A 20,687-nucleotide genomic window follows, 5' to 3' on the forward strand; every position below is an offset into this window, starting at 1 on the left:
GCTTTTACACGTTGTATTAGTCGAAAAACCATCACTTAATATAATTTTTAAAATATCAATTAAGTGATGGTGTTATTTTTACTGAAAATCCATCATGCTAATAATTAACATAATGTGGCGATAATCACCTGATCGGCATTAAATAACGCTGTTACGGTATCATTAATATGTAGCTTTTGTTGTGTAACATGCTGGTTAGAACAAGTCGCACACACTTCTAGTCCACCTTCTAACGTTACCACTAATTCACTATTTTCATTGCCCGTTTCAATTTGGGTTAGGGTGCCTGATAGCGCATTGTCATATTGTTGTGCTACAGAGGCGCCTTTTTCTATATTGACCCATGGCGCTTTAATTAAAACGAGTACTTCTTTGCCTTCTTTAAGATTTAGACGATCGGCGCTTTTTTCAGTTAACGCCGCGCGAATAACCGTTTTTTGATCAGCAAGCTGAACATTAACATGTTGTTGTACTTGTAAGTGATCGCGTTCAATAATGGTGCCAAAAAATTGGTTTCTGGCACTGGTCTGTAACGAAAAACGTGAAATAGCCGCTAAAAGGCTGTCTAAAGGTAATGAATCGTCTTTTAATACATCAAAGGCTTTTTGTTGAATTTGTCCTAGTAGATCATAAAGTTGTAGTAAGCGTTCACAATAATGAGTCAGTGTAGCGCCTCCACCCCCTTTACCGCCAGTTGCTCTATCAACCAGGAGTTCGTCAGCCAGTTGATTCATTTCATTGATGGCGTCCCAAGCACTTTTATAACTAATGCCCGCCATTTTCGCCCCTTGGCTAATTGAGCCTGTTGCTTTAATTTGTTTTAACAGCGCAACACGGCGTGGATCAGCAAAGAGCTTATCTTGAAGTTTCAGTGTCAGTAATATTTCTGCTTGCATAATGATAGGCTTCTTCTGGTTTGTCTGTTTATCGCATTTTTTGTGCCGACACAAAACGATAATTCTCTAGAATAGATACAACTATAGCGTTATTATTCGTTATTCGTGAAGAAATGCCAACTCTGGCTTTCCGAATATACCATGATAAAGAGGTTATCATGTTTGAATTATTGAAAAGTTTAGGGTTCGCTCTCTTGATGGTACCTGTTGTGATGGTACTTATCATGGGCATTATTTATGGTTTAGGCGAGATTTTTAACTTAATTTCACCTAGTCAGTCAAAGGCTGATAAAAAAGCATAATTACCCCTCTATTTAGAACAGCCCTTTATTGTGAAGGGCTGTTTTTAATACTCCTCAAATACTCCTCAAATACTCCTCAAATACTCCTCAAATACTCGTCATACTTCAAGTTGTAGCGTTGTTGACTGCGTTTATTCGCACTAGTCACATACTTATGTATGCTCCTAGCGACTCATTCACTTGTCGCCTAGCTACACCTTGAATTATTTAGAGTATTTATCTTTTAGCTATTTATCTTTTAGCTATTTAACTTCAAGCTGTCGCGTTGTTGACTGCGTTTATTCGCACTAGTCACATACTGATGTATGCTCCTAGCGACTCATTCACTTGTCGCCTAGCTACACCTTGAATTATTTAGAGTATTTATCTTTTAGCTATTTAACTTCAAGTTGTCGCGTTGTTGACTGCGTTTATTCGCACTAGTCACATACTTATGTATGCTCCTAGCGACTCATTCACTTGTCGCCTAGCTACACCTTGAATTATTTAGAGTATTTATCTTTTAGCTATTTAACTTCAAGTTGTCGCGTTGTTGACTGCGTTTATTCGCACTAGTCACATACTTATGTATGCTCCTAGCGACTCATTCCCTTGTCGCCTAGCTACACCTTGAATTATTTAGAGTATTTATCTTTTAGCTATTTAACTTCAAGTTGTCGCGTTGTTGACTGCGTTCATTCACACTAGTCACATACTGATGTATGCTCCTAGCGACTCATTCACTTGTCGCCTAGCTACAACCTTGAATTATTTAGAGTATTTAGCTGTTAACTATTTAACTTCAAGTTGTCGCGTTGTTGACTGAATTTCTATCTCCATTGCTATCTCTACTTTTGTCTCCCTATTCCTTGAATTATTTAGAGTATTTAGCTGTTAGCTATTTAACTTCAAGTTGTCGCGTTGTTGATTGCATTTCTATCTCCATTGCTATCGCCATTTTTGTCTCCCTATTTATCGCTATATTTATTGATATATAACCAATTTTAATCAACTTATCCTTTCATTTTACGTTGTATCTTGATATATACAGCGTGGTTATTGTCCTATTTAAGTGGAACTCAACATGAAAAAATTATCAGGTAAGTTACTGGCTGGTGCGATTATCTCTTTTGCTTTAGTGAGCCAAAGTATGGCATCGGATAAAATAACGGTATTTGCGGCGGCTTCTCTCACTAATGCGCTTAATGAAATTTCGGCACAATATAAACAGGAAAAACAAGCGGATGTCGTTGCTTCTTATGCATCCTCTTCAACACTTGCTCGCCAAATTGAGCAAGGAGCACCTGCAAATCTATTTATTTCTGCCGATCAGCAGTGGATGGATTATGTTATTAATAAGAATTTAATGTTGACTGATTCACGACATACATTATTAGGTAACGATTTAGTGTTAATTGCCCCTAAAGATAGCAAATTAAACAATGTTGTTATTAATAAGGATACTAAATGGAAATCCTTACTTAATGGTGGAAAATTAGCTGTGGGTGATCCAGATCATGTACCTGTTGGTATCTATGCTAAAGAGTCATTAGAATATTTAGGTGCATGGGATGTGGTGAGTCCGGAAATGGCGCGCACTAATAATGTTCGCAGCGGCATGGCATTAGTTGAACGAGATGAAGCACCATTAGGTATTGTCTATGGCTCTGATGCTGTTGCCAGTGACAAAGTGAAAGTGGTTGGGGTATTCCCAACTGATAGTCACAAACCTGTTGAGTATCCAATGGCAGTTGTAAAAGGACAGGATAATAAAGCTGTTCGTGATTTTTATGACTATCTAAAAACACCTCAAGCCGCAGAAATTTTTAAGAAATACGGCTTTAGCCCACTTTAGGAATTATACTTTTGGAGATGTTAAGTGAATACGAATGGCAAGCGATTCTTTTAAGCCTTAAGGTATCGACAATTGCAGTAATAATTAGTCTTCCTTTTGGTATATTGATGGCTTGGCTGTTAGTTAGGGTTCGTTTTCCCGGTAAATCATTGCTTGATAGCATTATTCATTTACCTTTGGTTTTACCTCCCGTTGTTGTTGGTTATCTATTATTAATTAGCATGGGGAGACGCGGATTTATTGGTGAATGGCTATATAATTGGTTTGGATTTAGTTTTACCTTCAGTTGGCGAGGGGCGGCACTTGCCTCAGCTGTTGTGGCATTTCCACTGATGGTAAGAGCAATTAGACTAGCACTAGAAGCTGTCGACCAACGTATGGAACAAGCGGCAAGAACATTAGGCGCATCACCATTACGTGTCTTTTTTACTATAACGTTACCATTATCTATGCCCGGCATTATTGCGGGGATCGTATTGGCCTTTGCTCGCTCATTAGGTGAATTTGGCGCCACAATCACTTTCGTCTCCAATATTCCAGGGGAAACCAGAACGATCCCTTTGGCTATGTATACGTTAATTGAAACACCGGGGGCAGAAATGGATGCCGCCCGTTTATGTGTCATTGCAATTATTTTGGCACTCGTCTCTTTAATGGCTTCAGAGTGGCTAACTCGTTGGGGTCGTAAAAGATTGGGGGGCGTATGCTAGAGATGAATTTTAAACAGACACTGGGCTCTTTGTGTCTGGAAGTGAATACTCAATTACCAACAGAAAGTATCACGGCGGTATTTGGCTTATCTGGCGCAGGTAAAACGTCGCTCATTAATGTGATTGGTGGTTTAACCAAACCTGATTCAGGACATATTGTGTTAAATAATCACACATTGGTGGATATTGAGAAGAAAATTTATCTGCCACCCGAAAAGCGCAAAGTAGGCTATGTATTTCAAGATGCACGGCTATTTCCTCATTATACCGTAAAAGGAAATTTACTTTACGGTATGTCACCAACAATGAAAGTACAGTTTGATAGAATTATTTATCTATTAGGTATCGAACATCTACTTTCGCGTTTTCCTATTACGCTATCTGGTGGTGAAAAACAACGTGTGGCTATTGGACGTGCATTATTAACTGCACCCGATATTATGCTAATGGATGAACCATTGGCCTCTCTTGATTTACCCCGCAAGCGTGAATTATTACCTTATTTAGAAAAACTTTCACAAGATGTACAAATACCTATTTTGTATGTGAGTCATAGTCTAGATGAGATTATTCGGCTTGCTGATAATGTGATTGTTATGGATGCCGGAAAAATTAAGGCAATGGGTAAGTTAGAAGATGTTTGGGCCAGTAGCGTATTACGCCCTTGGTTACAAAAAGAGACGTTAAGCAGTGTTGCAAATGTTATGGTCGTTGAACATCATAGCCATTATGCGATGACGGCGACCGCCTTTGGTAATCAAGTACTGTGGTTGCCACAAATAGAGGCAAAAATAGGTCGCGATGTGCGCGTTCGTATTGATGCTTCAGATGTATCGTTAACTACCACTCGCCCATCAAATAGTAGTATCCGTAATATATTACATATGAAAGTGGTCGAAATGATCAAACATGATGATCAGGTAGATGTGAAACTGGTTAATGATGGCAATTATTTATGGGCGCGGATCACCCCTTGGGCGAGAGATGAACTCAATATTCAAGAAGGGCAGTGGCTTTATGCGCAAATAAAAAGTATTTCACTAAGTCGCCATCTTTAATTTATTTTATTGATTTATAAAAATAAAGCCTCGTCATAGATGAGGCTTTGTTGTTTGAATAGCAAGTATTTAAGACAAAATATATTTATGAATAGTCTCTGCAATACCGGGCTGATTATTATTTTTAGTCACCAGTTTAGCGCGTGCTTTGACCTCATCTGATGCGTTGCCCATAGCAACACCTAAACCAACGTGCTCTAACATACTTAAGTCATTGAAGTTATCACCAAACGCCATAACATCACTCATCTTCATGCCATTAGCTTCAACCCAACGCTGTAAACGGCGACCTTTGCTATTACCTTTCTTGGCGATATCAACTTGATCGACCCAAGACCACTCACACTCTAAGCCGACTTGTTGTTCTACTTGTTCGATTAAAGCACGTAACTCATCGTGATTGGGGGTTGTGGTCGCTATTTTCCAGATAGAATCAACATGATGCATTGCTTGGTAAAAATCATCTACTTTGACTAAATTAGGGCGTTGTGCCAGAGGAAGAGTATCAGCCCAATTAAGTGTACGTTGTACGGCAGCGGTAAGTTGATCATACATCATTGCATCATCTGCATAGACTAAATGATGCACATCGGTTTGTTTAACCAAGTCGAGTACCGCGCGTGTTTCTTCGGGGGTTAAAGGATCAGATTCAAGCACTTTTTTACCGAGGTAGTCGTAAAGATAAGTACCATTACAACAGATTGCGGGTGTATCAAGATCTAGCGCTTGATAGAATGGATGAATAGCAACATGGTGACGACCTGTTACAATGAGTACTTTAACGCCCGCTTTTCTGGCAAGATTAAGAGCAGTTAAAGATCCCGGTAGGATACGTTTTTGGTCATCAAGCAATGTGCCATCAAGATCCAGTGCAATAACGCGGTACGACATAATAAGCCCCTTGATAGTATAAAGATGCAATGATGCTGATGTTACACGTTAACCTAGCAAAGATAAACTAGCTTAATCGTGACAGGTATCAGTTGGTTAAGTTATTATTCTTTATAAATCAATAGGTAATCGATTTTAAGGAGAAAGGATGAAACAGGTAGTCTACGTAGCAAGTCCAGAGAGTCATCAAATCCATGCGTATACATTAAATAGCGCGGGAGAGATGCATCTACTGCAGGTTGTTGAGGTTGCAGGACAAGTTCAACCTATGGTGGCTAGTGCAGATGGAAAACATCTTTATGTTGGCATTCGTCCTCATTTTAGTGTGGTGACCTTTGAAATCGCACCTGATGGCCAGTTAGAACAAAAAGCAATAACGGCAATTCCAAGTGCACCAGTTCATCTGTGCTTGGATAAAACAGAACGTTTTTTGTTTGTTCCTTCTTATCACCAAGGTAACTTAGCGGTATTGCCGATTAATCAACAAGGTATTGCTCAAGCGCCGATACAACTTATTGAAGGATTAAATAAACCACACTCTTCTAATATTGATTGGCATAACAAGCAGCTTATTGTTCCCTGTTTAGGTGAAGATCATATTCGTCTATTTAATCTTTCAGAAGAGGGACATTTAAGTGAAGCGCGTAGCGAAGAGTTAACCACAGCAATAAATGCAGGGCCGCGTCATTTAGCGTTCAATCCTAATGGCGAAGTGTTTTATTGCCTTAATGAATTAGATGCAACAATCAATGTTTATCGCCGTATGGGTGATCTTTATCGTTTAATGCAAACCATCGATATTGTGCCAGAAACTTTCAATAGCACACGTTGGGCCGCTGATATCCATATTACCCCAGACGGTCGTTTCCTCTATGCCAGTGAACGTTCGGAAAGCTTGATTAGTGTAATGGTAGTTTCAGAAGCAGGGGATCATCTACAACCTGTAGGTCATTATACAACACAGACACAACCACGCGGTTTTAATCTTGATAATACAGGAAATTATCTCATTTCTTGCGGTCAGAAATCTGATTTTGTCTCTGTTTCTCGTATTGATAGGCAAACCGGCGCATTAACGGAATTAGCTTGTTACCCAGTCGGAAAAGGGGCGATGTGGGTCACTGTAGTCACCAAATAAGTATTGCTTGCTCTCTAGCGGTAGATGATGCCGCTAGAGATATTAAAACAAAATAATTAATTGGTAAGATTAACCGCTTTCTCAATTGCTTGAGTGAGTTTAGTGAGCTTTTCAGGTGATATAATATAAGGAGGCATAATATAAATCAGTTGACCAAAAGGTCGTATCCAAACCCCTTCATTGACAAAGTATTTCTGTAGTTTAGCCATATTGACTGGCTCAACCATTTCTACGACACCAATAGCACCAAGTACCCGCACATCTTTAACGCTTTTTGCTTGCTTTAAGGGTAACAATTCGGTTTTAAGTTGATCTTCAATTTGGGCGACTTGATTAACCCAGTGACCTTGCTCTAATAGTGATAAACTAGCATTCGCTACCGCACAGGCAAGAGGATTCCCCATATAGGTAGGGCCATGCATAAAGCAACCTGCATCACCTTGGCTGATTGTATCGGCAATATGGCGTGTAGTTAACGTGGCGGATAGCGTCATATAGCCACCTGTTAATGCTTTACCTACACACATAATATCGGGGGAGATCCCCGCGTGTTCACAAGCAAATAATTTACCGGTTCTGCCAAATCCAGTGGCGATTTCATCGGCAATTAATAACACATTAAATTCATCACATAACGCTCGAGCTTGTGTTAAATACTCTGGGTGGTATATGCGCATACCACCAGCTCCTTGGACGATTGGCTCTAGCATCACGGCGGCAATATGTTGATGATGTTGTGCTAATGTGGTGCGTAAAGCGTCTATATCAGTAGCGTCCCACGGTTGATAAAATCCGGTTTTTGGCGCTTCGACAAACAGATGATTCGGCAGGTAGCCTTTGTAGAGACTATGCATCGAATTGTCAGGATCACACACTGACATCGCGCCAAATGTATCACCATGATAACCGCGTTTTAATGCCACAATGCGCTGGCGTTTTTCACCTTTTGCCTGCCAATATTGCAATGCCATTTTTATCGCCACTTCAACCGCTACAGAGCCTGAATCAGCGAGGAAAATACACTCTAGTGGGGTGGGAGTGATAGCCAATAGTTTTCGACATAGGGCAACCGCTGGGGGATGAGTGATACCACCAAACATCACATGAGACATTGCTGCTAGTTGTTCTGTTACCGCCGTATTGAGTTCAGGGTGGTTATAGCCGTGGATCGCAGCCCACCATGAAGACATACCATCAATTAATTGTTTGCCATTCGCTAAAGTGAGTTCAACCCCTTTTGCACTTACGATTGGATAAGCCGGTAATGGGTTACTCATCGAGGTATAAGGGTGCCAAATATGGCGTAAATCAAAAGCAATATCATCGGGTGTCATTTTACTTTCCAGTTAATCATGTAAACCTAGCGTGATCAATTTTAGTTGACATGATAACCCTATTATTTAAACTGGCAATCACTTTTGAACAGGAGAATGTATTGTGAGTACGTTAAAACGTTGGACATTAAAAGAAGCTAGGGCACTGTTTGATATGCCATTTTTAGATTTGGTTTTTCAAGCGCAACAAGTGCATCGTCAACATTTTGATCCTTCACAAATTCAAGTCAGCACCTTACTGTCGATAAAAACAGGCGCTTGTCCTGAAGATTGTAAATATTGTGCCCAAAGTGCGCGCTATAAAACAGGGTTAGAAAAAGAGCGCTTAATGGAAGTACAACAAGTGATTGAATCAGCCAAAAAAGCAAAAGCAGCAGGTTCAACCCGTTTTTGTATGGGCGCGGCTTGGCGTAATCCACATGAGCGTGATATGCCTTATCTTGAGCAGATGGTCAAAGAAGTGAAAGCGCTAGGTATGGAAACCTGTATGACACTGGGTAAGCTTGATGATTCACAAGCCTCACGCTTAGCACAAGCCGGACTGGATTTTTATAACCATAATCTTGATACATCACCTGAGTTTTACGGCAGCATTATTACCACCCGGACATATCAAGACCGTTTAGATACCTTAGATAAAGTACGTAATGCTGGCATTAAAGTGTGCTCTGGAGGCATTTTAGGTTTAGGGGAAGAGGTCAAAGATAGAGCCGCTATGTTAGTGCAATTAGCTAACTTACCGCAACCGCCGGAAAGTGTACCTATCAATATGTTAGCCAAAATTAAAGGTACGCCACTGGCTGATAATGAAGATGTCGATCCCTTTGATTTTATTCGGACTATTGCTGTTGCTCGTATTATGATGCCTCGCTCTTATGTGCGACTTTCAGCAGGGCGTGAGCAAATGAGTGAACAAACGCAAGCATTTTGTTTTATGGCTGGCGCAAACTCCATTTTTTATGGTTGCAAATTATTAACGACTACGAATCCCACTGAAGATAAAGATCACCAATTATTCCGTAAGCTTGGTTTAAATCCTGAAAGATTATCTGTCTCGATGGGCGATCAGCAACAAGAAGACGTGTTGCTACAAGCTGTTGCTGAAAAAGACACCGAACAATTTTATAACGCGGCACTGTAATGAGTTGGCAAAACTATCTAGATAAGCGACTTAATGAGCGTAGAAATACGCCATTATGGCGAAAAAGACAGGTGATCCAGCATAGCAATGGACGCTATTTAACCACACTGTCTGGTGATAAATATGTTAATTTTTCTGGTAACGATTATTTAGGGATAAGCCAACATCCTGATGTTATTCAAGCATGGCAACGTGGTGCGAATGAATATGGTGTAGGGAGTGGGGGATCGGGTCATATTACCGGTTTTACACAGGCCCATCAGCAGTTAGAGCAACAACTCGCTGACTGGTTAGGGTACGATCATGCGCTATTATTTTCTTCAGGTTATAGTGCTAATCAAGGTGTTATTGCGACATTACTTGAAAAAGAAGATGCCATCATTGCCGATAAACTTTGTCATGCTTCATTAATGGAAGCGGCTATCTTATCACCGGCGAGTTTATGGCGCTTTTTGCATAATTCTGCGCCATCTCTATCTCAGCGACTTCATAAAACCTCTGCGAATAAAAGCTTAGTCGTGACAGAAGGGGTTTTTAGCATGGATGGTGATAAAGCGCCATTAGCGGCTATGGCAGAAATAAGTCAACAGCATCAGGCGTGGTTAATGGTTGATGATGCGCATGGTATTGGCGTGTTAGGTAAAGAAGGTAAAGGGAGTTGCCATGAAGCAGGGATTAAACCTGAGTTATTAATAGCGACTTTTGGTAAAGCCTTTGGCATTAGTGGTGCGGCTGTACTGTGTAATAAGGCGACTGCTGAGTTTTTCGAACAATATTCACGTCACTTAATTTACAGTACCTCAATGCCCCCCGCACAAGCCGTTGCTTTACATGCAGCGTTAAAGGCTATTAAACAAGATGATGAAGGACGAGAATATCTTCAACAACTTATTAGCTTTTTCCGTCAAGGTGTCTCATCACTTCCAGTCACATTATTACCTTCACAAACAGCCATTCAACCGTTAATTATTGGTGATGAACTACGTTGTCAACAACTTTCAGACTATTTACAACGTGAAGGTTTCTGGGTAAAAGCGATCTTTCCACCGACCGTCCCCCCTCACAGCGCACGTTTACGCATTACTTTAACGACTCGTCACCAAATTTCCGACATTGCGATGTTAATCGAGCTTCTTCATGGTTTCTTCAATCAAAACAGATAAACAGCAGATAGCCCAGTGTTTTAGTAAAGCGGCTAGCCATTATGATCATCATGCCTCTATTCAACGTTATAGTGGTGATAAATTGATGTATTTAGCTCGCCACCAAGCTGGGGATAGGGTGCTAGATGCGGGGTGTGGCACTGGGTATTTCAGTCAAAAATGGCGACAACAAGGGCGGTTTGTTATCGCACTTGATTTATCTCATGCCATGTTACAAGTGGCGAGACAACAACAACGGGCTAATTGTTATTTACAAAGTGATATTGAGCACTGTGCGCTCACCCCCCACAGTATAGATATCGTTTTTAGCAATTTAGCTATGCAGTGGTGTGATGATCTTACCATTGCGGTAAATAGCTTAATGAGTGTCGTCAATCCACAAGGGGCGCTCTATTTTTCTACGTTAGCAACATCAACGTTACAAGAGGTACGAGACGCTTGGCAGTTTCTTGATAACCACCAACATGTTAACCCGTTCCTCTCTTACCAACAGATTGAACAAGCCTGTAGTGGTTTTCAATATCAATTTGTGACTGAAAAGGTGACAGAACAATATGCATCATTGCCTGAGCTTTTTGCCTCATTAAAAGGGGTAGGCGCGAATTTTGTGCAAGGAGAACGGCCAAAAGGATTAATGACACGCCAAAAACTGCGTCAATTAGAGCAAGTTTGGCGCAAAACAGACTCTGGTAAATATTTACTTACTTATGAACTCGTTATAGGAAAGATTTCTCATGGCTAAAACATGGTTTTTAACAGGAACAGATACCGAAGTCGGTAAAACCGTCGTAAGTAGTGCATTATTACAATGCGCTACACAACAAGGATATCAAACGGCGGGTTATAAACCTGTCGCATCTGGTAGCGAATGGTTACCTGAAGGTTTACGTAATAGTGATGCATTAACGTTGCAACAGTTTAGTAGCGTCCCTTTGGCTTATCAGCAAGTGAATCCCTATTGCTTTGAAACCCCCACCTCACCTCATATTGTGAGCGAAGAAACAAAACAACCTATTGATTTTCAGGTTATGTCGAAGGGGTTATCTTATCTGCAACAACGCGCAGATTGGGTATTAGTTGAAGGTGCTGGGGGATGGTTTACGCCACTATCAGCAAACCAATTCTTTGCAGATTGGGTGATTGAAGAAAAATTACCCGTTATTTTAACGGTGGGTATTAAATTAGGTTGTATTAATCATGCATTATTAACGCAACAAGCTATTTGGCAATCAGGGTTGACTTTAGCGGGCTGGGTAGCAAATGAAGTAGAGCCTGCCGGGCGGTATCAACAGCAGTATTTAGCTACTTTAATGGCGCATATTAAAGCACCACTTTTAGGTAAAATTCCTTATTTAACACAAGACGTTAAACAACATAATTTTACCTCTTATCTTGATCTCTCTTATCTCAAATCACATTGATACATCATCATTGAGTCAATTTTAACAGCTTATTTTCATGTATAAAAAAATAAAAAAATTATTTTTTTGCTAAATATTAGGGTTATTTTTAATAAGAAAAAAAGCTGTAACCTACCGTGGTATAAGCACTTTGTTCAGTTATCCACTATTCCTGTGGATAACCTTGTGTATTACCATAATAAAAATACGCCAAATATAGAGAATACAAGGCATTGCTAAAGATTGGTGTTATTCTCAACTTTTATTTTTTATTGTTTATTATTAATAAGTTAAATAAAATCAATAGTGCGAAAGCGTCAACTTACTCTTAGTGATTTATCCCTAAAATAAGGGGTTGATTTTTTAAAAAACTTTTTGATTAAAATCTGGGGATAACTTAAATCCGTTATTCAGATTATTTTTTGTAAGATAGAGATTGAAGCTGGATTTTTATCCAGTATCATAAGGAGTGTCTGCGAGGAGATAAGAATATGAGCAAAGTTTTTAAACTGCATTCAGAATTTAAACCCGGTGGTGATCAACCTACTGCTATCGCTTCATTATGTGAAGGGTTAGAAGATGGACTTGCTCACCAAACCTTATTAGGGGTAACCGGATCAGGTAAAACCTTCACTATTGCCAATGTGATAGCTAACCTAAATCGTCCTACTATGGTATTAGCGCCAAACAAAACGCTAGCTGCACAGCTTTATAGTGAAATGAAAGAGTTTTTCCCTGAAAATGCGGTGGAATACTTTGTCTCTTATTATGACTACTATCAACCTGAAGCCTATGTGCCAAGCTCCGATACCTTTATTGAAAAAGACGCCTCTGTTAACGAACATATCGAACAAATGCGTCTATCGGCTACAAAGGCACTCTTAGAGCGTAAAGACGTTATTGTGGTCTCTTCAGTTTCAGCTATTTATGGTTTGGGTGATCCGGATAGCTATTTAAAAATGATGCTACATTTAAGCAATGGCATGATTATTGACCAACGTGCGATTTTACGCCGACTTGCTGATTTGCAATATACCCGCAATGATCAGGCTTTTCAGCGCGGTACTTTCCGAGTCCGTGGTGAAGTGATCGATATCTTTCCGGCTGAATCTGATGACTACGCTTTACGTGTTGAATTATTTGATGAAGAGGTTGAGCGTTTATCGCTATTTGATCCTCTCACAGGGCAAATTCATTACAATGTGCCACGTTTCACCGTCTATCCTAAAACCCACTATGTTACGCCGCGCGAGCGTATTCTGGATGCGATGGAAAAAATCAAACAGGAGCTAGCTGAAAGACGTAAGGTGCTATTAGCCAATGACAAATTGGTTGAAGAGCAACGAGTTACCCAGCGTACTCAATTTGATTTAGAAATGATGAATGAATTGGGGTATTGCTCAGGTATTGAAAACTACTCCCGCTATCTTTCTGGTCGTGGGCCTGGTGAGCCACCACCAACGCTATTTGATTATTTGCCTGCTGATGGGTTATTAGTGATTGACGAATCACACGTTACTATTCCGCAAATTGGCGGCATGTATAAAGGCGACCGCTCACGTAAAGAGACGTTAGTGGAATATGGCTTCCGGTTGCCTTCTGCGTTGGATAACCGACCATTGCGTTTTGAAGAGTTTGAAGCATTAGCACCACAAACCATTTATGTCTCAGCAACACCGGGCAAATATGAGCTAGAAAAATCAGGTAATGACATTGTAGAACAAGTGGTTAGACCTACAGGCTTACTTGATCCGGTGGTTGAAGTTCGCCCTGTTGCCACACAGGTTGATGATTTATTATCAGAAATACGTATACGAGCAGCTAAAAATGAACGTGTATTAGTGACAACATTAACAAAACGTATGGCGGAGGATTTGACCGAATATCTTGAAGAGCATGGTGAACGGGTACGTTATTTGCACTCAGATATTGATACCGTCGAGCGGGTTGAAATTATCCGAGATTTACGTCTAGGTGAATTTGATGTGCTGGTGGGGATAAACTTACTTCGTGAAGGGTTAGATATGCCCGAAGTCTCTCTTGTGGCGATTTTAGATGCAGATAAAGAGGGATTCTTACGTTCAGAACGTTCGCTTATTCAGACGATTGGTCGTGCTGCTCGTAACCTTGAAGGTAAAGCTATTTTATATGGCGATAAAATAACAGATTCTATGGCGAAAGCCATTGGTGAGACAGAACGTCGTCGGGAAAAACAGCAACAATTTAACCTTGAACATGGCATTGTGCCAAAAGGCTTGAATAAGAAAATTGGTGATATTCTTAAGATTGGTCAACCGACTCAAGGCCGTAATAAGAAAGGACATAAAGCGGTTGATACTCATGAAGATTATCCATTACTTTCTACGGCTGAATTAGAAAAAGAAATTCAGCGCTTAGAAACGGAAATGTATCAACATGCTAAAGATCTTGAATTTGAAAAAGCGGCTCAAACACGGGATAAATTACAAACTTTGCGTGCGCAATTTATTGCTAATTCTTAATAAGAACATTTAAGTAGATTAGCTTACAGGGGGCGTTATAACGTTTATAACGCTCTTTTTTGTTATTTCTTTATCACTTTTTATCTATTTTGTTATTCCCTTCCTGGCAATCAACTGTTTAAATATTACAACTAACAAACAGTCAATGATTTACAAAGATAAAAAAGACATTAAGGATAGTGAATGAGTGGTTATGTGTATGCAGGGTTTCCAAGCTCTGTAGGAGTCATTATTGGTGTTTTTTTCCTCGTGGTACTTTTTAAGTGGTTACGCAACTTTGCCGTGCAAGACAATAAATTATCAACCTCTGCAATGCCAGCAACAACAGATCCAGAGCCTGCGTTATCTACTCCAACAACGGAAGGTTCAGTAAATCAGCTATTACCTAATGAATGGGGATTATATGTTGCAGCCCCTTATGCTGTCATGAATGAATGGGCGTATAACGAATATAATCAAGGTAAAGATGATGGTGGGCTATCAGCGGCTTGGGGAGTTAATGATCGGTGGGATTTAATCTACCAATTATTTTGGTTGCTGACTCAAGGTCATACCAATGACTTTTACCAGTTACGTGACCAGATTTTGAATGGCAAAGAAGAAGATATTCAATCATTAAAAAACGATATTTTATTATCTGATTTAACTGAAAATGATAAAAATGAACGTTTATGGCAAATCGATATGATGAACACCAATCGAATGAATATCCAAAATGTAAAATATCTTATTTGGGATCTTTGTCGTTTTAACAAGCTTTGCTTAGAAGGCTGCCAACAAGGTTATATTACTCAGCAAGAAGCACAAACATGGTCATTAATGAGTGCATCAATGCTACGTCGTATTTATGATGGTTGGGAAGATATGTGGCAAAACTTTATTGCTACTCGTTGGTTATGGGCAAGTGGTGATCAAAATTGGGCATCATCACATCAAACATTTTCCGATGTCGTACAAAATATACTCAAAGCAGAAAATACCTTAGCGACAGAAGAAAACTGGGTGATGGAGCTACCGCCATTAGATTTAATGTCTTTTACACGAGCCGTAGCTGGATTAGGTTTTATGAAAAATGATGTGCCTATGACACTGGCTGAAATAGAAGAAATGATCAGCGAACGCATTACTTTAAAAACACTTAATAGCTAATTGTCTATTTGTAAAACAAAATTACACAGTTAAAGTAAGAAAATAATCTAATAAAGACTAATTAACCGCACTGAGATAGATAATGATTTTAGTGCGGTTTTTTGATTGGTATAACGATTAACTCGCTGTACAAGCGGTATTACGTTGACCTAATTGCTGAAGTGTTAATTCAATAGCTTTACTTAATAGGTGCCTATCATGACGGTAAGGAATATCTTTCGCCTCTAATTGCGCTTGAACAATTAATCGTCCTTTCATTGATTCATATTGTGTTTCTGGACTAATAATCACAGCATCAATAGTTTGTAAGCCAATATAGGTTTCCATCATGGCGATTTTATCTGACATCGTCATACTTGCAGCCGCAGGGCTAAGCTCTTTACCTAAATTACCAATATAAATAGTAGTGGCACTGCTACGACGTAATGCTTTAGCTAAATCAGGTAGCAACAATAAAGGCATCAAACTGGTAAAAAAACTGCCCGGGCCAATTAAAATTAAATCAGCTTGCTCAATGGCTTCAATGGCTTCTCGTGTGGTGGTGACGTCTGGATAGAGTTTTAATTGACGAGGCATCCTCGGTAAATTATCTACATTGACCTCGCCATATATTTCATTTCCTTCATCATCAATGGCCATTAAATCAACCGCTTGTTCTGACATAGGAATAAGATGAGCATTGACTCTAAGTAGACCGCGGATAAGATTAATTGCTTCTAATGGACGAACGCTTAAGTTATCTAAGGCCTTTAGCATAAGATTACCTAAGTTGTGTCCAGCAAGCTCTCCCGTGCCTGAGAAACGGTATTCAAACATCGCAGAAGCAACGGAAGGCTCTGTGATTAATTGATTAATACAATTGCGCATATCTCCCCACGCGATACCGCCTTCGTCTTTACGAATACGTCCCGTGGAGCCACCATTATCTGTTGTCGTGACAATCCCCGTAAGGCGAGTTCCTAAATAGGAGAGTGCTGAAAGCACACGTCCAAGGCCATGACCTCCACCAAGGGCTACAACACGATCTAAATCACTTAGCGTGCGATTTCGCATAATTGTCTTACTCACTTTTAAAAATTTGCCGCTAATTTATCACAATTATAATTTAAGCCTATGATCACGGCGTGATTTCATCACATTCTTAATCTTGAATGAGTATCGATTGCTGGTTATTTAGACAAACAAAAGGGAAGAGTAAGGGGAGTGTAAATAGAATAAAAATAAAAAAGTGTTGTAAGTCGTTGTATTATAAATTATATAACGAAAACAATATTCGCTTTTTATTAAATAAACAGGTAAAATCCACACATAAAATATTGGTATAAGAACCTGTTAAAAACAGGTAAAGATTAACTCCTAGCCTTAACATCTAAGTCAACAAGCTTTATCCAAAGGATATGATGTTCTGGCCGTGACTAACTAAGTCACCAGGGTGCACGGTAGAAATGCCCGCATCTCCCGAATTTGGAAAGGTGTTATTATGCAACAACTTGTTGATGCGTTTTCCCGCAAATTTTTCTATTTACGTCTATCAATCACAGACGTGTGTAATTTCCGTTGCACTTACTGCTTACCTAATGGCTACAAGCCAAATGGTCATAAGTCTTTTCTATCACTGGATGAAATCCGCCGACTGACTCACTCTTTTGCTGAATTAGGCACAGAAAAAATCCGTTTAACGGGTGGTGAGCCTACGATGCGTCGAGATTTTACTGATATTATCGCGACCATTAATGAAAACCCAGCCATTAAAAAGATTGCCGTGACAACGAACGGCTATCGTTTAGCCCGTGATGTTGCACAATGGCGTGATGCGGGGCTAAGTGCGATAAATGTCAGTGTTGATAGCTTAGATCCCCGCCAATTTCATGCCATTACCGGGCAAGATAAATTCCATCAAGTGATGGAAGGAATAGACGCTGCTTTTACGGCAGGTTATGACAAAGTGAAAGTCAATGTTGTGCTAATGCGCAACGTAAATGATAAAAACTTGTCTGATTTTCTCCATTGGATCAAAGACAGAGCGATACAACTACGCTTTATTGAACTAATGGAAACTGGTGATGGTAGTGATGTTTTTAATCGCTTTCATTTATCTGGTGAAGTGATCCGCCAACGTTTACTTAACGAAGGTTGGCTACAAATTCCTCGCGCCCGTAGTGATGGGCCAGCTCAAGTCTTTACTCATCCTGATTATCAAGGTGAAATTGGTCTTATCATGCCTTATGAAAAAGACTTCTGTGTCACCTGTAACCGTTTACGTGTTTCTGCGATTGGTAATCTTCATCTTTGCTTATTTGGCGAAAATGGTATTCCTTTACGCGATTTATTGGCTGATGACGCACAACAACAAGCTCTACAACAGCGTATTCAGGGTGGACTTCTTCATAAAAGAGAAACACATTTTCTTCATCAGGGCGATAGTGGTATTACCCCTAATCTTTCTGTGATTGGTGGATAAGTTTTTTCGCTCTGTTATTTAGTTAATTTCAGGAGTTGTGCATGTCTCAACTAACTCATATTAATGCTGCCGGTGAAGCGCATATGGTGGATGTTAGCGCCAAAGCTGAAACCGTACGTGAAGCACGAGCAGAAGCCTTTGTTGAAATGTCAGCAGAAACCTTAGCAATGATAACCGAAGGTCGACACCATAAGGGAGATGTCTTTGCTACCGCACGTATTGCGGGTATTCAAGCAGCCAAAAGAACATGGGAATTAATTCCTTTATGTCACCCATTGCTGTTAACCAAAGTTGAAGTCCATTTAGAAGCCCTTACAGACTCAAATCGTGTGCGTATTGAATCAGTGTGTCGCTTAACAGGTAAAACGGGGGTTGAAATGGAAGCTCTCACTGCCGCATCAGTGGCCGCATTGACTATCTATGATATGTGCAAAGCAGTACAAAAAGATATGGTCATAGGATCTGTGCGTTTATTAGAAAAAACCGGTGGTAAATCGGGACACTTTAAGGTGGATGCATGATTAAGGTTCTTTTTTTCGCCCAAGTGCGTGAATTAGTGGGTGTTGATTCACTGGAATTACAAAATGATTATTCAACAGTGGATGATTTACGTCGTGCTTTAATTAACAAAGGCGATCGTTGGGCATTAGCGCTTGAAGATGGCAAATTGTTATCTGCGGTAAATCAATCCTTTGTTCAAGGCACTTATGCCATTAAAGACGGTGATGAAGTGGCTTTTTTCCCACCTGTAACAGGGGGTTAAGATGAGTACATTGACCCGTATATCAGTCCAAAACGAACATTTTAATGTTGGTGATGAATATCAATGGTTGTCAGAGTGTGAAAGTGATGGTGCGGTCGTCACTTTTACAGGAAAAGTGCGTAATCATAATTTAGGTGATGAAGTTAATACGCTAACTCTAGAGCATTATCCTGGTATGACAGAAAAGGCGTTAAATGACATTGTTGAGCAAGCACGAGCGCGTTGGCCTTTACAAAGAGTCAGCGTCATCCACCGTGTTGGCCAATTAAATATTGGTGAAGAGATCGTGTTTGTTGGTGTGACCAGCGCACATCGCCATAGTGCTTTTGAATCCGCAGAATTTATTATGGATTTTTTAAAAACGCGCGCACCTTTTTGGAAAAAAGAGGGGCTATCAGCTAACCAAGATAGGTGGGTTGATGCTCGCCAAAGTGACTATGATTCAGCTAAGCGTTGGGAATAATTCATCAAGTGAAATCAAAGACAACATCACTTTACTTAAATTTATTTTACGGTGACATTCTATACAGTTTATTTCGTGGAAATGTAACATTAGTGTGATAAAATTAATCACTAATGAGTCCATAATGGGCTCTTTACTGAAATAAACGTTATCGTTAAATTCAACGTTATCACTATGATTAAAGGGTAATCATCATGGATCGATTTTCACGTTCAAATGATTCAATCGTACAGCGCACTGGTACAGGTCTACAAACCTTTATGGCGCAAGTGTATGGCTGGATGACTGTAGGTCTGTTACTTACTGCATTTGTTGCTCTGTATGTTGCATCCAGCGCGACTTTAATTGAGATGATCTTCACTAATAAGATCTTTTTCTTTGGTTTGATTATCGCTCAATTAGCATTAGTTTTTATATTATCCGGTATGGTACATAAAATGAGTGGTGCGCTTGCCACAACCCTCTTTATGCTCTATTCCGCATTAACAGGTGTCACTATTTCGAGTGTGTTAATTGTTTATACTTACTCCTCTGTTGCTAGCACTTTCTTTATCTGTGCGGCAATGTTTGGTGCATTAAGTGTTTATGGTTACACCACTAAACGTAGTTTAACTGGGATGGGTAGCTTCCTGTTTATGGGGCTTATCGGTATTATCATTGCTTCTATTGTTAATATCTTTATGCAAAGCAGCATGATGAGCATGGTTATCTCTTACGCAGGTGTACTGATTTTCGCTGGTTTAACCGCATATGACACACAAAAATTAAAGGATATGGGTAGCGAAATTAATCAAGAAGATAAAGAAAATATGCGCCGTTACTCAATTATGGGTGCATTAACGCTTTATTTAGATTTTATCAACCTGTTCTTAATGTTACTGCGTATTTTAGGCGATCGTCGTTAATCATAAACTGCGTCGTTTAATAACCGCATAGTTAAATCCCATAACCTCTTCAGTTATGGGATTTTTTGTATTTATAAAATACGGGCAGCAAGTCGTTATTTATAGCGTGAGATGTTTATTCTTACCCAAAGCACCGTAAAATCCCGTCCTTCAGGTCGGGGATATAAGGCGCGGTTTTTTAATTAACTAGGTGTTTCCTGTTGCTCAATGTACTGGCGGATAATGGATATTGGTGCGCCACCACAACTCCCCGCGAAATAACTCGGCGACCAAAGAACCCCCTTGTAGTAATCACGTTGGGCAATATCAGGACGATCACGTCGAAGTAATCGACTCGATACCCCTTTAAGGCTGTTAACCAGATTAGATATCGCCAGTTTTGGCGGGTAATTAATCAGTAAATGAACGTGATCCCGTTCCCCATCCATTTCAACCAGTTCAACATCAAAATCAGCACAAACACTGGCAAAGTAGCTTCGCAATTTTTCAATTGCATCCTGATCAAATATTTTTCGCCTGTATTTTGTGACAAAGACCAAATGGACGTGCATCAGGAATACACAATGTCTGCCACGGCG

The 20,687-nt window shown here is 39.9% G+C and carries 21 protein-coding genes and 1 riboswitch; of the genes, 16 read left to right on the forward strand and 5 right to left on the reverse strand.

Annotated features, from left to right (window positions below; all coding sequences use genetic code 11):
* Positions 1 to 104: 104 nt before the first annotated feature.
* On the reverse strand, positions 105 to 896 hold the full coding sequence (gene modE, locus AACV01_RS11915; RefSeq protein ID WP_004244449.1) for a molybdenum-dependent transcriptional regulator: 792 nt from the start codon (positions 894 to 896) through the stop codon (positions 105 to 107).
* Positions 897 to 1,054: 158 nt separating this feature from the next.
* Here modE and AACV01_RS11920 point away from each other — a divergent pair, with 158 nt between their 5' ends.
* From AACV01_RS11920 to modC, 4 genes are all read left to right on the forward strand, one after another.
* Positions 1,055 to 1,198 (forward strand): AcrZ family multidrug efflux pump-associated protein, encoded by a 144-nt coding sequence (locus tag AACV01_RS11920; protein WP_004247559.1) that lies wholly within the window; start codon positions 1,055 to 1,057, stop codon positions 1,196 to 1,198.
* A gap of 1,063 nt (positions 1,199 to 2,261) precedes the next feature.
* The gene (gene modA / locus AACV01_RS11925; RefSeq protein ID WP_161682965.1) at positions 2,262 to 3,032 is read left to right on the forward strand and encodes a molybdate ABC transporter substrate-binding protein; all 771 of its coding nucleotides are present in this window, start codon (positions 2,262 to 2,264) and stop codon (positions 3,030 to 3,032) included.
* Between the two features lie 17 nt (positions 3,033 to 3,049).
* Positions 3,050 to 3,742, forward strand: coding sequence for a molybdate ABC transporter permease subunit (gene modB, locus AACV01_RS11930; RefSeq protein WP_004244453.1), 693 nt, complete (start codon positions 3,050 to 3,052; stop codon positions 3,740 to 3,742).
* On the forward strand, positions 3,736 to 4,800 hold the full coding sequence (gene modC, locus AACV01_RS11935) for a molybdenum ABC transporter ATP-binding protein ModC (RefSeq protein WP_046335104.1): 1,065 nt from the start codon (positions 3,736 to 3,738) through the stop codon (positions 4,798 to 4,800). Before modB ends, modC begins: the two co-directional genes overlap by 7 nt.
* A 69-nt stretch (positions 4,801 to 4,869) precedes the next feature.
* Here modC and AACV01_RS11940 read toward each other — a convergent pair whose 3' ends face one another.
* Positions 4,870 to 5,691 (reverse strand): pyridoxal phosphatase, encoded by an 822-nt coding sequence (locus AACV01_RS11940; RefSeq protein ID WP_012367674.1) that lies wholly within the window; start codon positions 5,689 to 5,691, stop codon positions 4,870 to 4,872.
* Positions 5,692 to 5,839: 148 nt separating this feature from the next.
* On the opposite strand from AACV01_RS11940, the gene pgl reads away from it, so the two are divergent.
* On the forward strand, positions 5,840 to 6,829 hold the full coding sequence (pgl, locus tag AACV01_RS11945; protein ID WP_109880427.1) for a 6-phosphogluconolactonase: 990 nt from the start codon (positions 5,840 to 5,842) through the stop codon (positions 6,827 to 6,829).
* 56 nt (positions 6,830 to 6,885) lie between these two features.
* Here the strand turns inward: pgl and bioA are convergent, their stop codons facing one another.
* Positions 6,886 to 8,163 carry an adenosylmethionine--8-amino-7-oxononanoate transaminase gene (bioA, locus tag AACV01_RS11950; RefSeq protein WP_161682967.1) on the reverse strand — a complete coding sequence of 426 codons (1,278 nt, stop codon included), beginning with the start codon at positions 8,161 to 8,163 and terminating at the stop codon, positions 6,886 to 6,888.
* A 103-nt stretch (positions 8,164 to 8,266) separates the two neighbouring features.
* On the opposite strand from bioA, the gene bioB reads away from it, so the two are divergent.
* The 6 genes from bioB (at position 8,267) to AACV01_RS11980 (ending at position 15,517) form a co-directional block, all read left to right on the forward strand.
* Positions 8,267 to 9,304: a biotin synthase BioB gene (bioB, locus tag AACV01_RS11955; protein WP_004244460.1), complete on the forward strand. Its 1,038-nt coding sequence runs from the start codon at positions 8,267 to 8,269 to the stop codon at positions 9,302 to 9,304.
* Positions 9,304 to 10,467 (forward strand): 8-amino-7-oxononanoate synthase, encoded by a 1,164-nt coding sequence (gene bioF, locus AACV01_RS11960; RefSeq protein WP_017827748.1) that lies wholly within the window; start codon positions 9,304 to 9,306, stop codon positions 10,465 to 10,467. The genes bioB and bioF overlap by 1 nt, the downstream gene beginning before the upstream one ends.
* The gene (bioC, locus tag AACV01_RS11965) at positions 10,442 to 11,209 is read left to right on the forward strand and encodes a malonyl-ACP O-methyltransferase BioC (RefSeq protein WP_004244462.1); all 768 of its coding nucleotides are present in this window, start codon (positions 10,442 to 10,444) and stop codon (positions 11,207 to 11,209) included. Before bioF ends, bioC begins: the two co-directional genes overlap by 26 nt.
* Positions 11,202 to 11,888, forward strand: coding sequence for a dethiobiotin synthase (gene bioD, locus AACV01_RS11970; RefSeq protein WP_004244465.1), 687 nt, complete (start codon positions 11,202 to 11,204; stop codon positions 11,886 to 11,888). Before bioC ends, bioD begins: the two co-directional genes overlap by 8 nt.
* A 470-nt stretch (positions 11,889 to 12,358) precedes the next feature.
* Positions 12,359 to 14,368: an excinuclease ABC subunit UvrB gene (gene uvrB, locus AACV01_RS11975; RefSeq protein ID WP_004247566.1), complete on the forward strand. Its 2,010-nt coding sequence runs from the start codon at positions 12,359 to 12,361 to the stop codon at positions 14,366 to 14,368.
* A 183-nt stretch (positions 14,369 to 14,551) separates the two neighbouring features.
* The gene (locus AACV01_RS11980; RefSeq protein ID WP_104836313.1) at positions 14,552 to 15,517 is read left to right on the forward strand and encodes a DUF1266 domain-containing protein; all 966 of its coding nucleotides are present in this window, start codon (positions 14,552 to 14,554) and stop codon (positions 15,515 to 15,517) included.
* A gap of 117 nt (positions 15,518 to 15,634) precedes the next feature.
* On the opposite strand, the gene AACV01_RS11985 is transcribed toward AACV01_RS11980, so the two are convergent.
* Positions 15,635 to 16,570: a gluconeogenesis factor YvcK family protein gene (locus tag AACV01_RS11985; RefSeq protein ID WP_004244471.1), complete on the reverse strand. Its 936-nt coding sequence runs from the start codon at positions 16,568 to 16,570 to the stop codon at positions 15,635 to 15,637.
* Between the two features lie 288 nt (positions 16,571 to 16,858).
* Positions 16,859 to 17,008, forward strand: a riboswitch (molybdenum cofactor riboswitch).
* Here AACV01_RS11985 and moaA point away from each other — a divergent pair.
* The 5 genes from moaA (at position 16,998) to AACV01_RS12010 (ending at position 20,109) form a co-directional block, all read left to right on the forward strand.
* A complete protein-coding gene (gene moaA, locus AACV01_RS11990) occupies positions 16,998 to 17,978 on the forward strand; it encodes a GTP 3',8-cyclase MoaA (RefSeq protein WP_161682969.1) in 981 nt (326 codons plus the stop codon). Its footprint overlaps the riboswitch before it by 11 nt.
* 41 nt (positions 17,979 to 18,019) lie before the next feature.
* Positions 18,020 to 18,499, forward strand: coding sequence for a cyclic pyranopterin monophosphate synthase MoaC (gene moaC / locus AACV01_RS11995; protein WP_004247569.1), 480 nt, complete (start codon positions 18,020 to 18,022; stop codon positions 18,497 to 18,499).
* Positions 18,496 to 18,741, forward strand: coding sequence for a molybdopterin synthase sulfur carrier subunit (gene moaD, locus AACV01_RS12000; RefSeq protein WP_036908239.1), 246 nt, complete (start codon positions 18,496 to 18,498; stop codon positions 18,739 to 18,741). The genes moaC and moaD overlap by 4 nt, the downstream gene beginning before the upstream one ends.
* Before the next feature lies 1 nt (position 18,742).
* Positions 18,743 to 19,204 carry a molybdopterin synthase catalytic subunit MoaE gene (gene moaE, locus AACV01_RS12005; protein WP_004244476.1) on the forward strand — a complete coding sequence of 154 codons (462 nt, stop codon included), beginning with the start codon at positions 18,743 to 18,745 and terminating at the stop codon, positions 19,202 to 19,204.
* Positions 19,205 to 19,398: 194 nt separating this feature from the next.
* Positions 19,399 to 20,109 (forward strand): Bax inhibitor-1/YccA family protein, encoded by a 711-nt coding sequence (locus tag AACV01_RS12010; protein ID WP_004244477.1) that lies wholly within the window; start codon positions 19,399 to 19,401, stop codon positions 20,107 to 20,109.
* Positions 20,110 to 20,291: 182 nt separating this feature from the next.
* On the opposite strand, the gene tnpA is transcribed toward AACV01_RS12010, so the two are convergent.
* A partial coding sequence (tnpA, locus tag AACV01_RS12015; RefSeq protein WP_161682971.1) for an IS200/IS605 family transposase occupies positions 20,292 to 20,687 on the reverse strand: 396 nt, incomplete at its 5' end.

The sequence above is a fragment of the Proteus sp. G2609 genome, from assembly GCF_963896135.1.
GTDB lineage: Bacteria > Pseudomonadota > Gammaproteobacteria > Enterobacterales > Enterobacteriaceae > Proteus > Proteus mirabilis.

Bases quoted from the DNA above. Each gene is read 5' to 3' on its own strand.
- modE (WP_004244449.1), bottom strand. From the start codon at position 896: ATGCAAGCAGAAATATTACTGACACTGAAACTTCAAGATAAGCTCTTT.
- AACV01_RS11920 (WP_004247559.1), top strand. From the start codon at position 1,055: ATGTTTGAATTATTGAAAAGTTTAGGGTTCGCTCTCTTGATGGTACCT.
- modA (WP_161682965.1), top strand. From the start codon at position 2,262: ATGAAAAAATTATCAGGTAAGTTACTGGCTGGTGCGATTATCTCTTTT.
- modB (WP_004244453.1), top strand. From the start codon at position 3,050: ATGTTAAGTGAATACGAATGGCAAGCGATTCTTTTAAGCCTTAAGGTA.
- modC (WP_046335104.1), top strand. From the start codon at position 3,736: ATGCTAGAGATGAATTTTAAACAGACACTGGGCTCTTTGTGTCTGGAA.
- AACV01_RS11940 (WP_012367674.1), bottom strand. From the start codon at position 5,691: ATGTCGTACCGCGTTATTGCACTGGATCTTGATGGCACATTGCTTGAT.
- pgl (WP_109880427.1), top strand. From the start codon at position 5,840: ATGAAACAGGTAGTCTACGTAGCAAGTCCAGAGAGTCATCAAATCCAT.
- bioA (WP_161682967.1), bottom strand. From the start codon at position 8,163: ATGACACCCGATGATATTGCTTTTGATTTACGCCATATTTGGCACCCT.
- bioF (WP_017827748.1), top strand. From the start codon at position 9,304: ATGAGTTGGCAAAACTATCTAGATAAGCGACTTAATGAGCGTAGAAAT.
- bioC (WP_004244462.1), top strand. From the start codon at position 10,442: ATGGTTTCTTCAATCAAAACAGATAAACAGCAGATAGCCCAGTGTTTT.
- bioD (WP_004244465.1), top strand. From the start codon at position 11,202: ATGGCTAAAACATGGTTTTTAACAGGAACAGATACCGAAGTCGGTAAA.
- uvrB (WP_004247566.1), top strand. From the start codon at position 12,359: ATGAGCAAAGTTTTTAAACTGCATTCAGAATTTAAACCCGGTGGTGAT.
- AACV01_RS11980 (WP_104836313.1), top strand. From the start codon at position 14,552: ATGAGTGGTTATGTGTATGCAGGGTTTCCAAGCTCTGTAGGAGTCATT.
- AACV01_RS11985 (WP_004244471.1), bottom strand. From the start codon at position 16,570: ATGCGAAATCGCACGCTAAGTGATTTAGATCGTGTTGTAGCCCTTGGT.
- moaA (WP_161682969.1), top strand. From the start codon at position 16,998: ATGCAACAACTTGTTGATGCGTTTTCCCGCAAATTTTTCTATTTACGT.
- moaC (WP_004247569.1), top strand. From the start codon at position 18,020: ATGTCTCAACTAACTCATATTAATGCTGCCGGTGAAGCGCATATGGTG.
- moaD (WP_036908239.1), top strand. From the start codon at position 18,496: ATGATTAAGGTTCTTTTTTTCGCCCAAGTGCGTGAATTAGTGGGTGTT.
- moaE (WP_004244476.1), top strand. From the start codon at position 18,743: ATGAGTACATTGACCCGTATATCAGTCCAAAACGAACATTTTAATGTT.
- AACV01_RS12010 (WP_004244477.1), top strand. From the start codon at position 19,399: ATGGATCGATTTTCACGTTCAAATGATTCAATCGTACAGCGCACTGGT.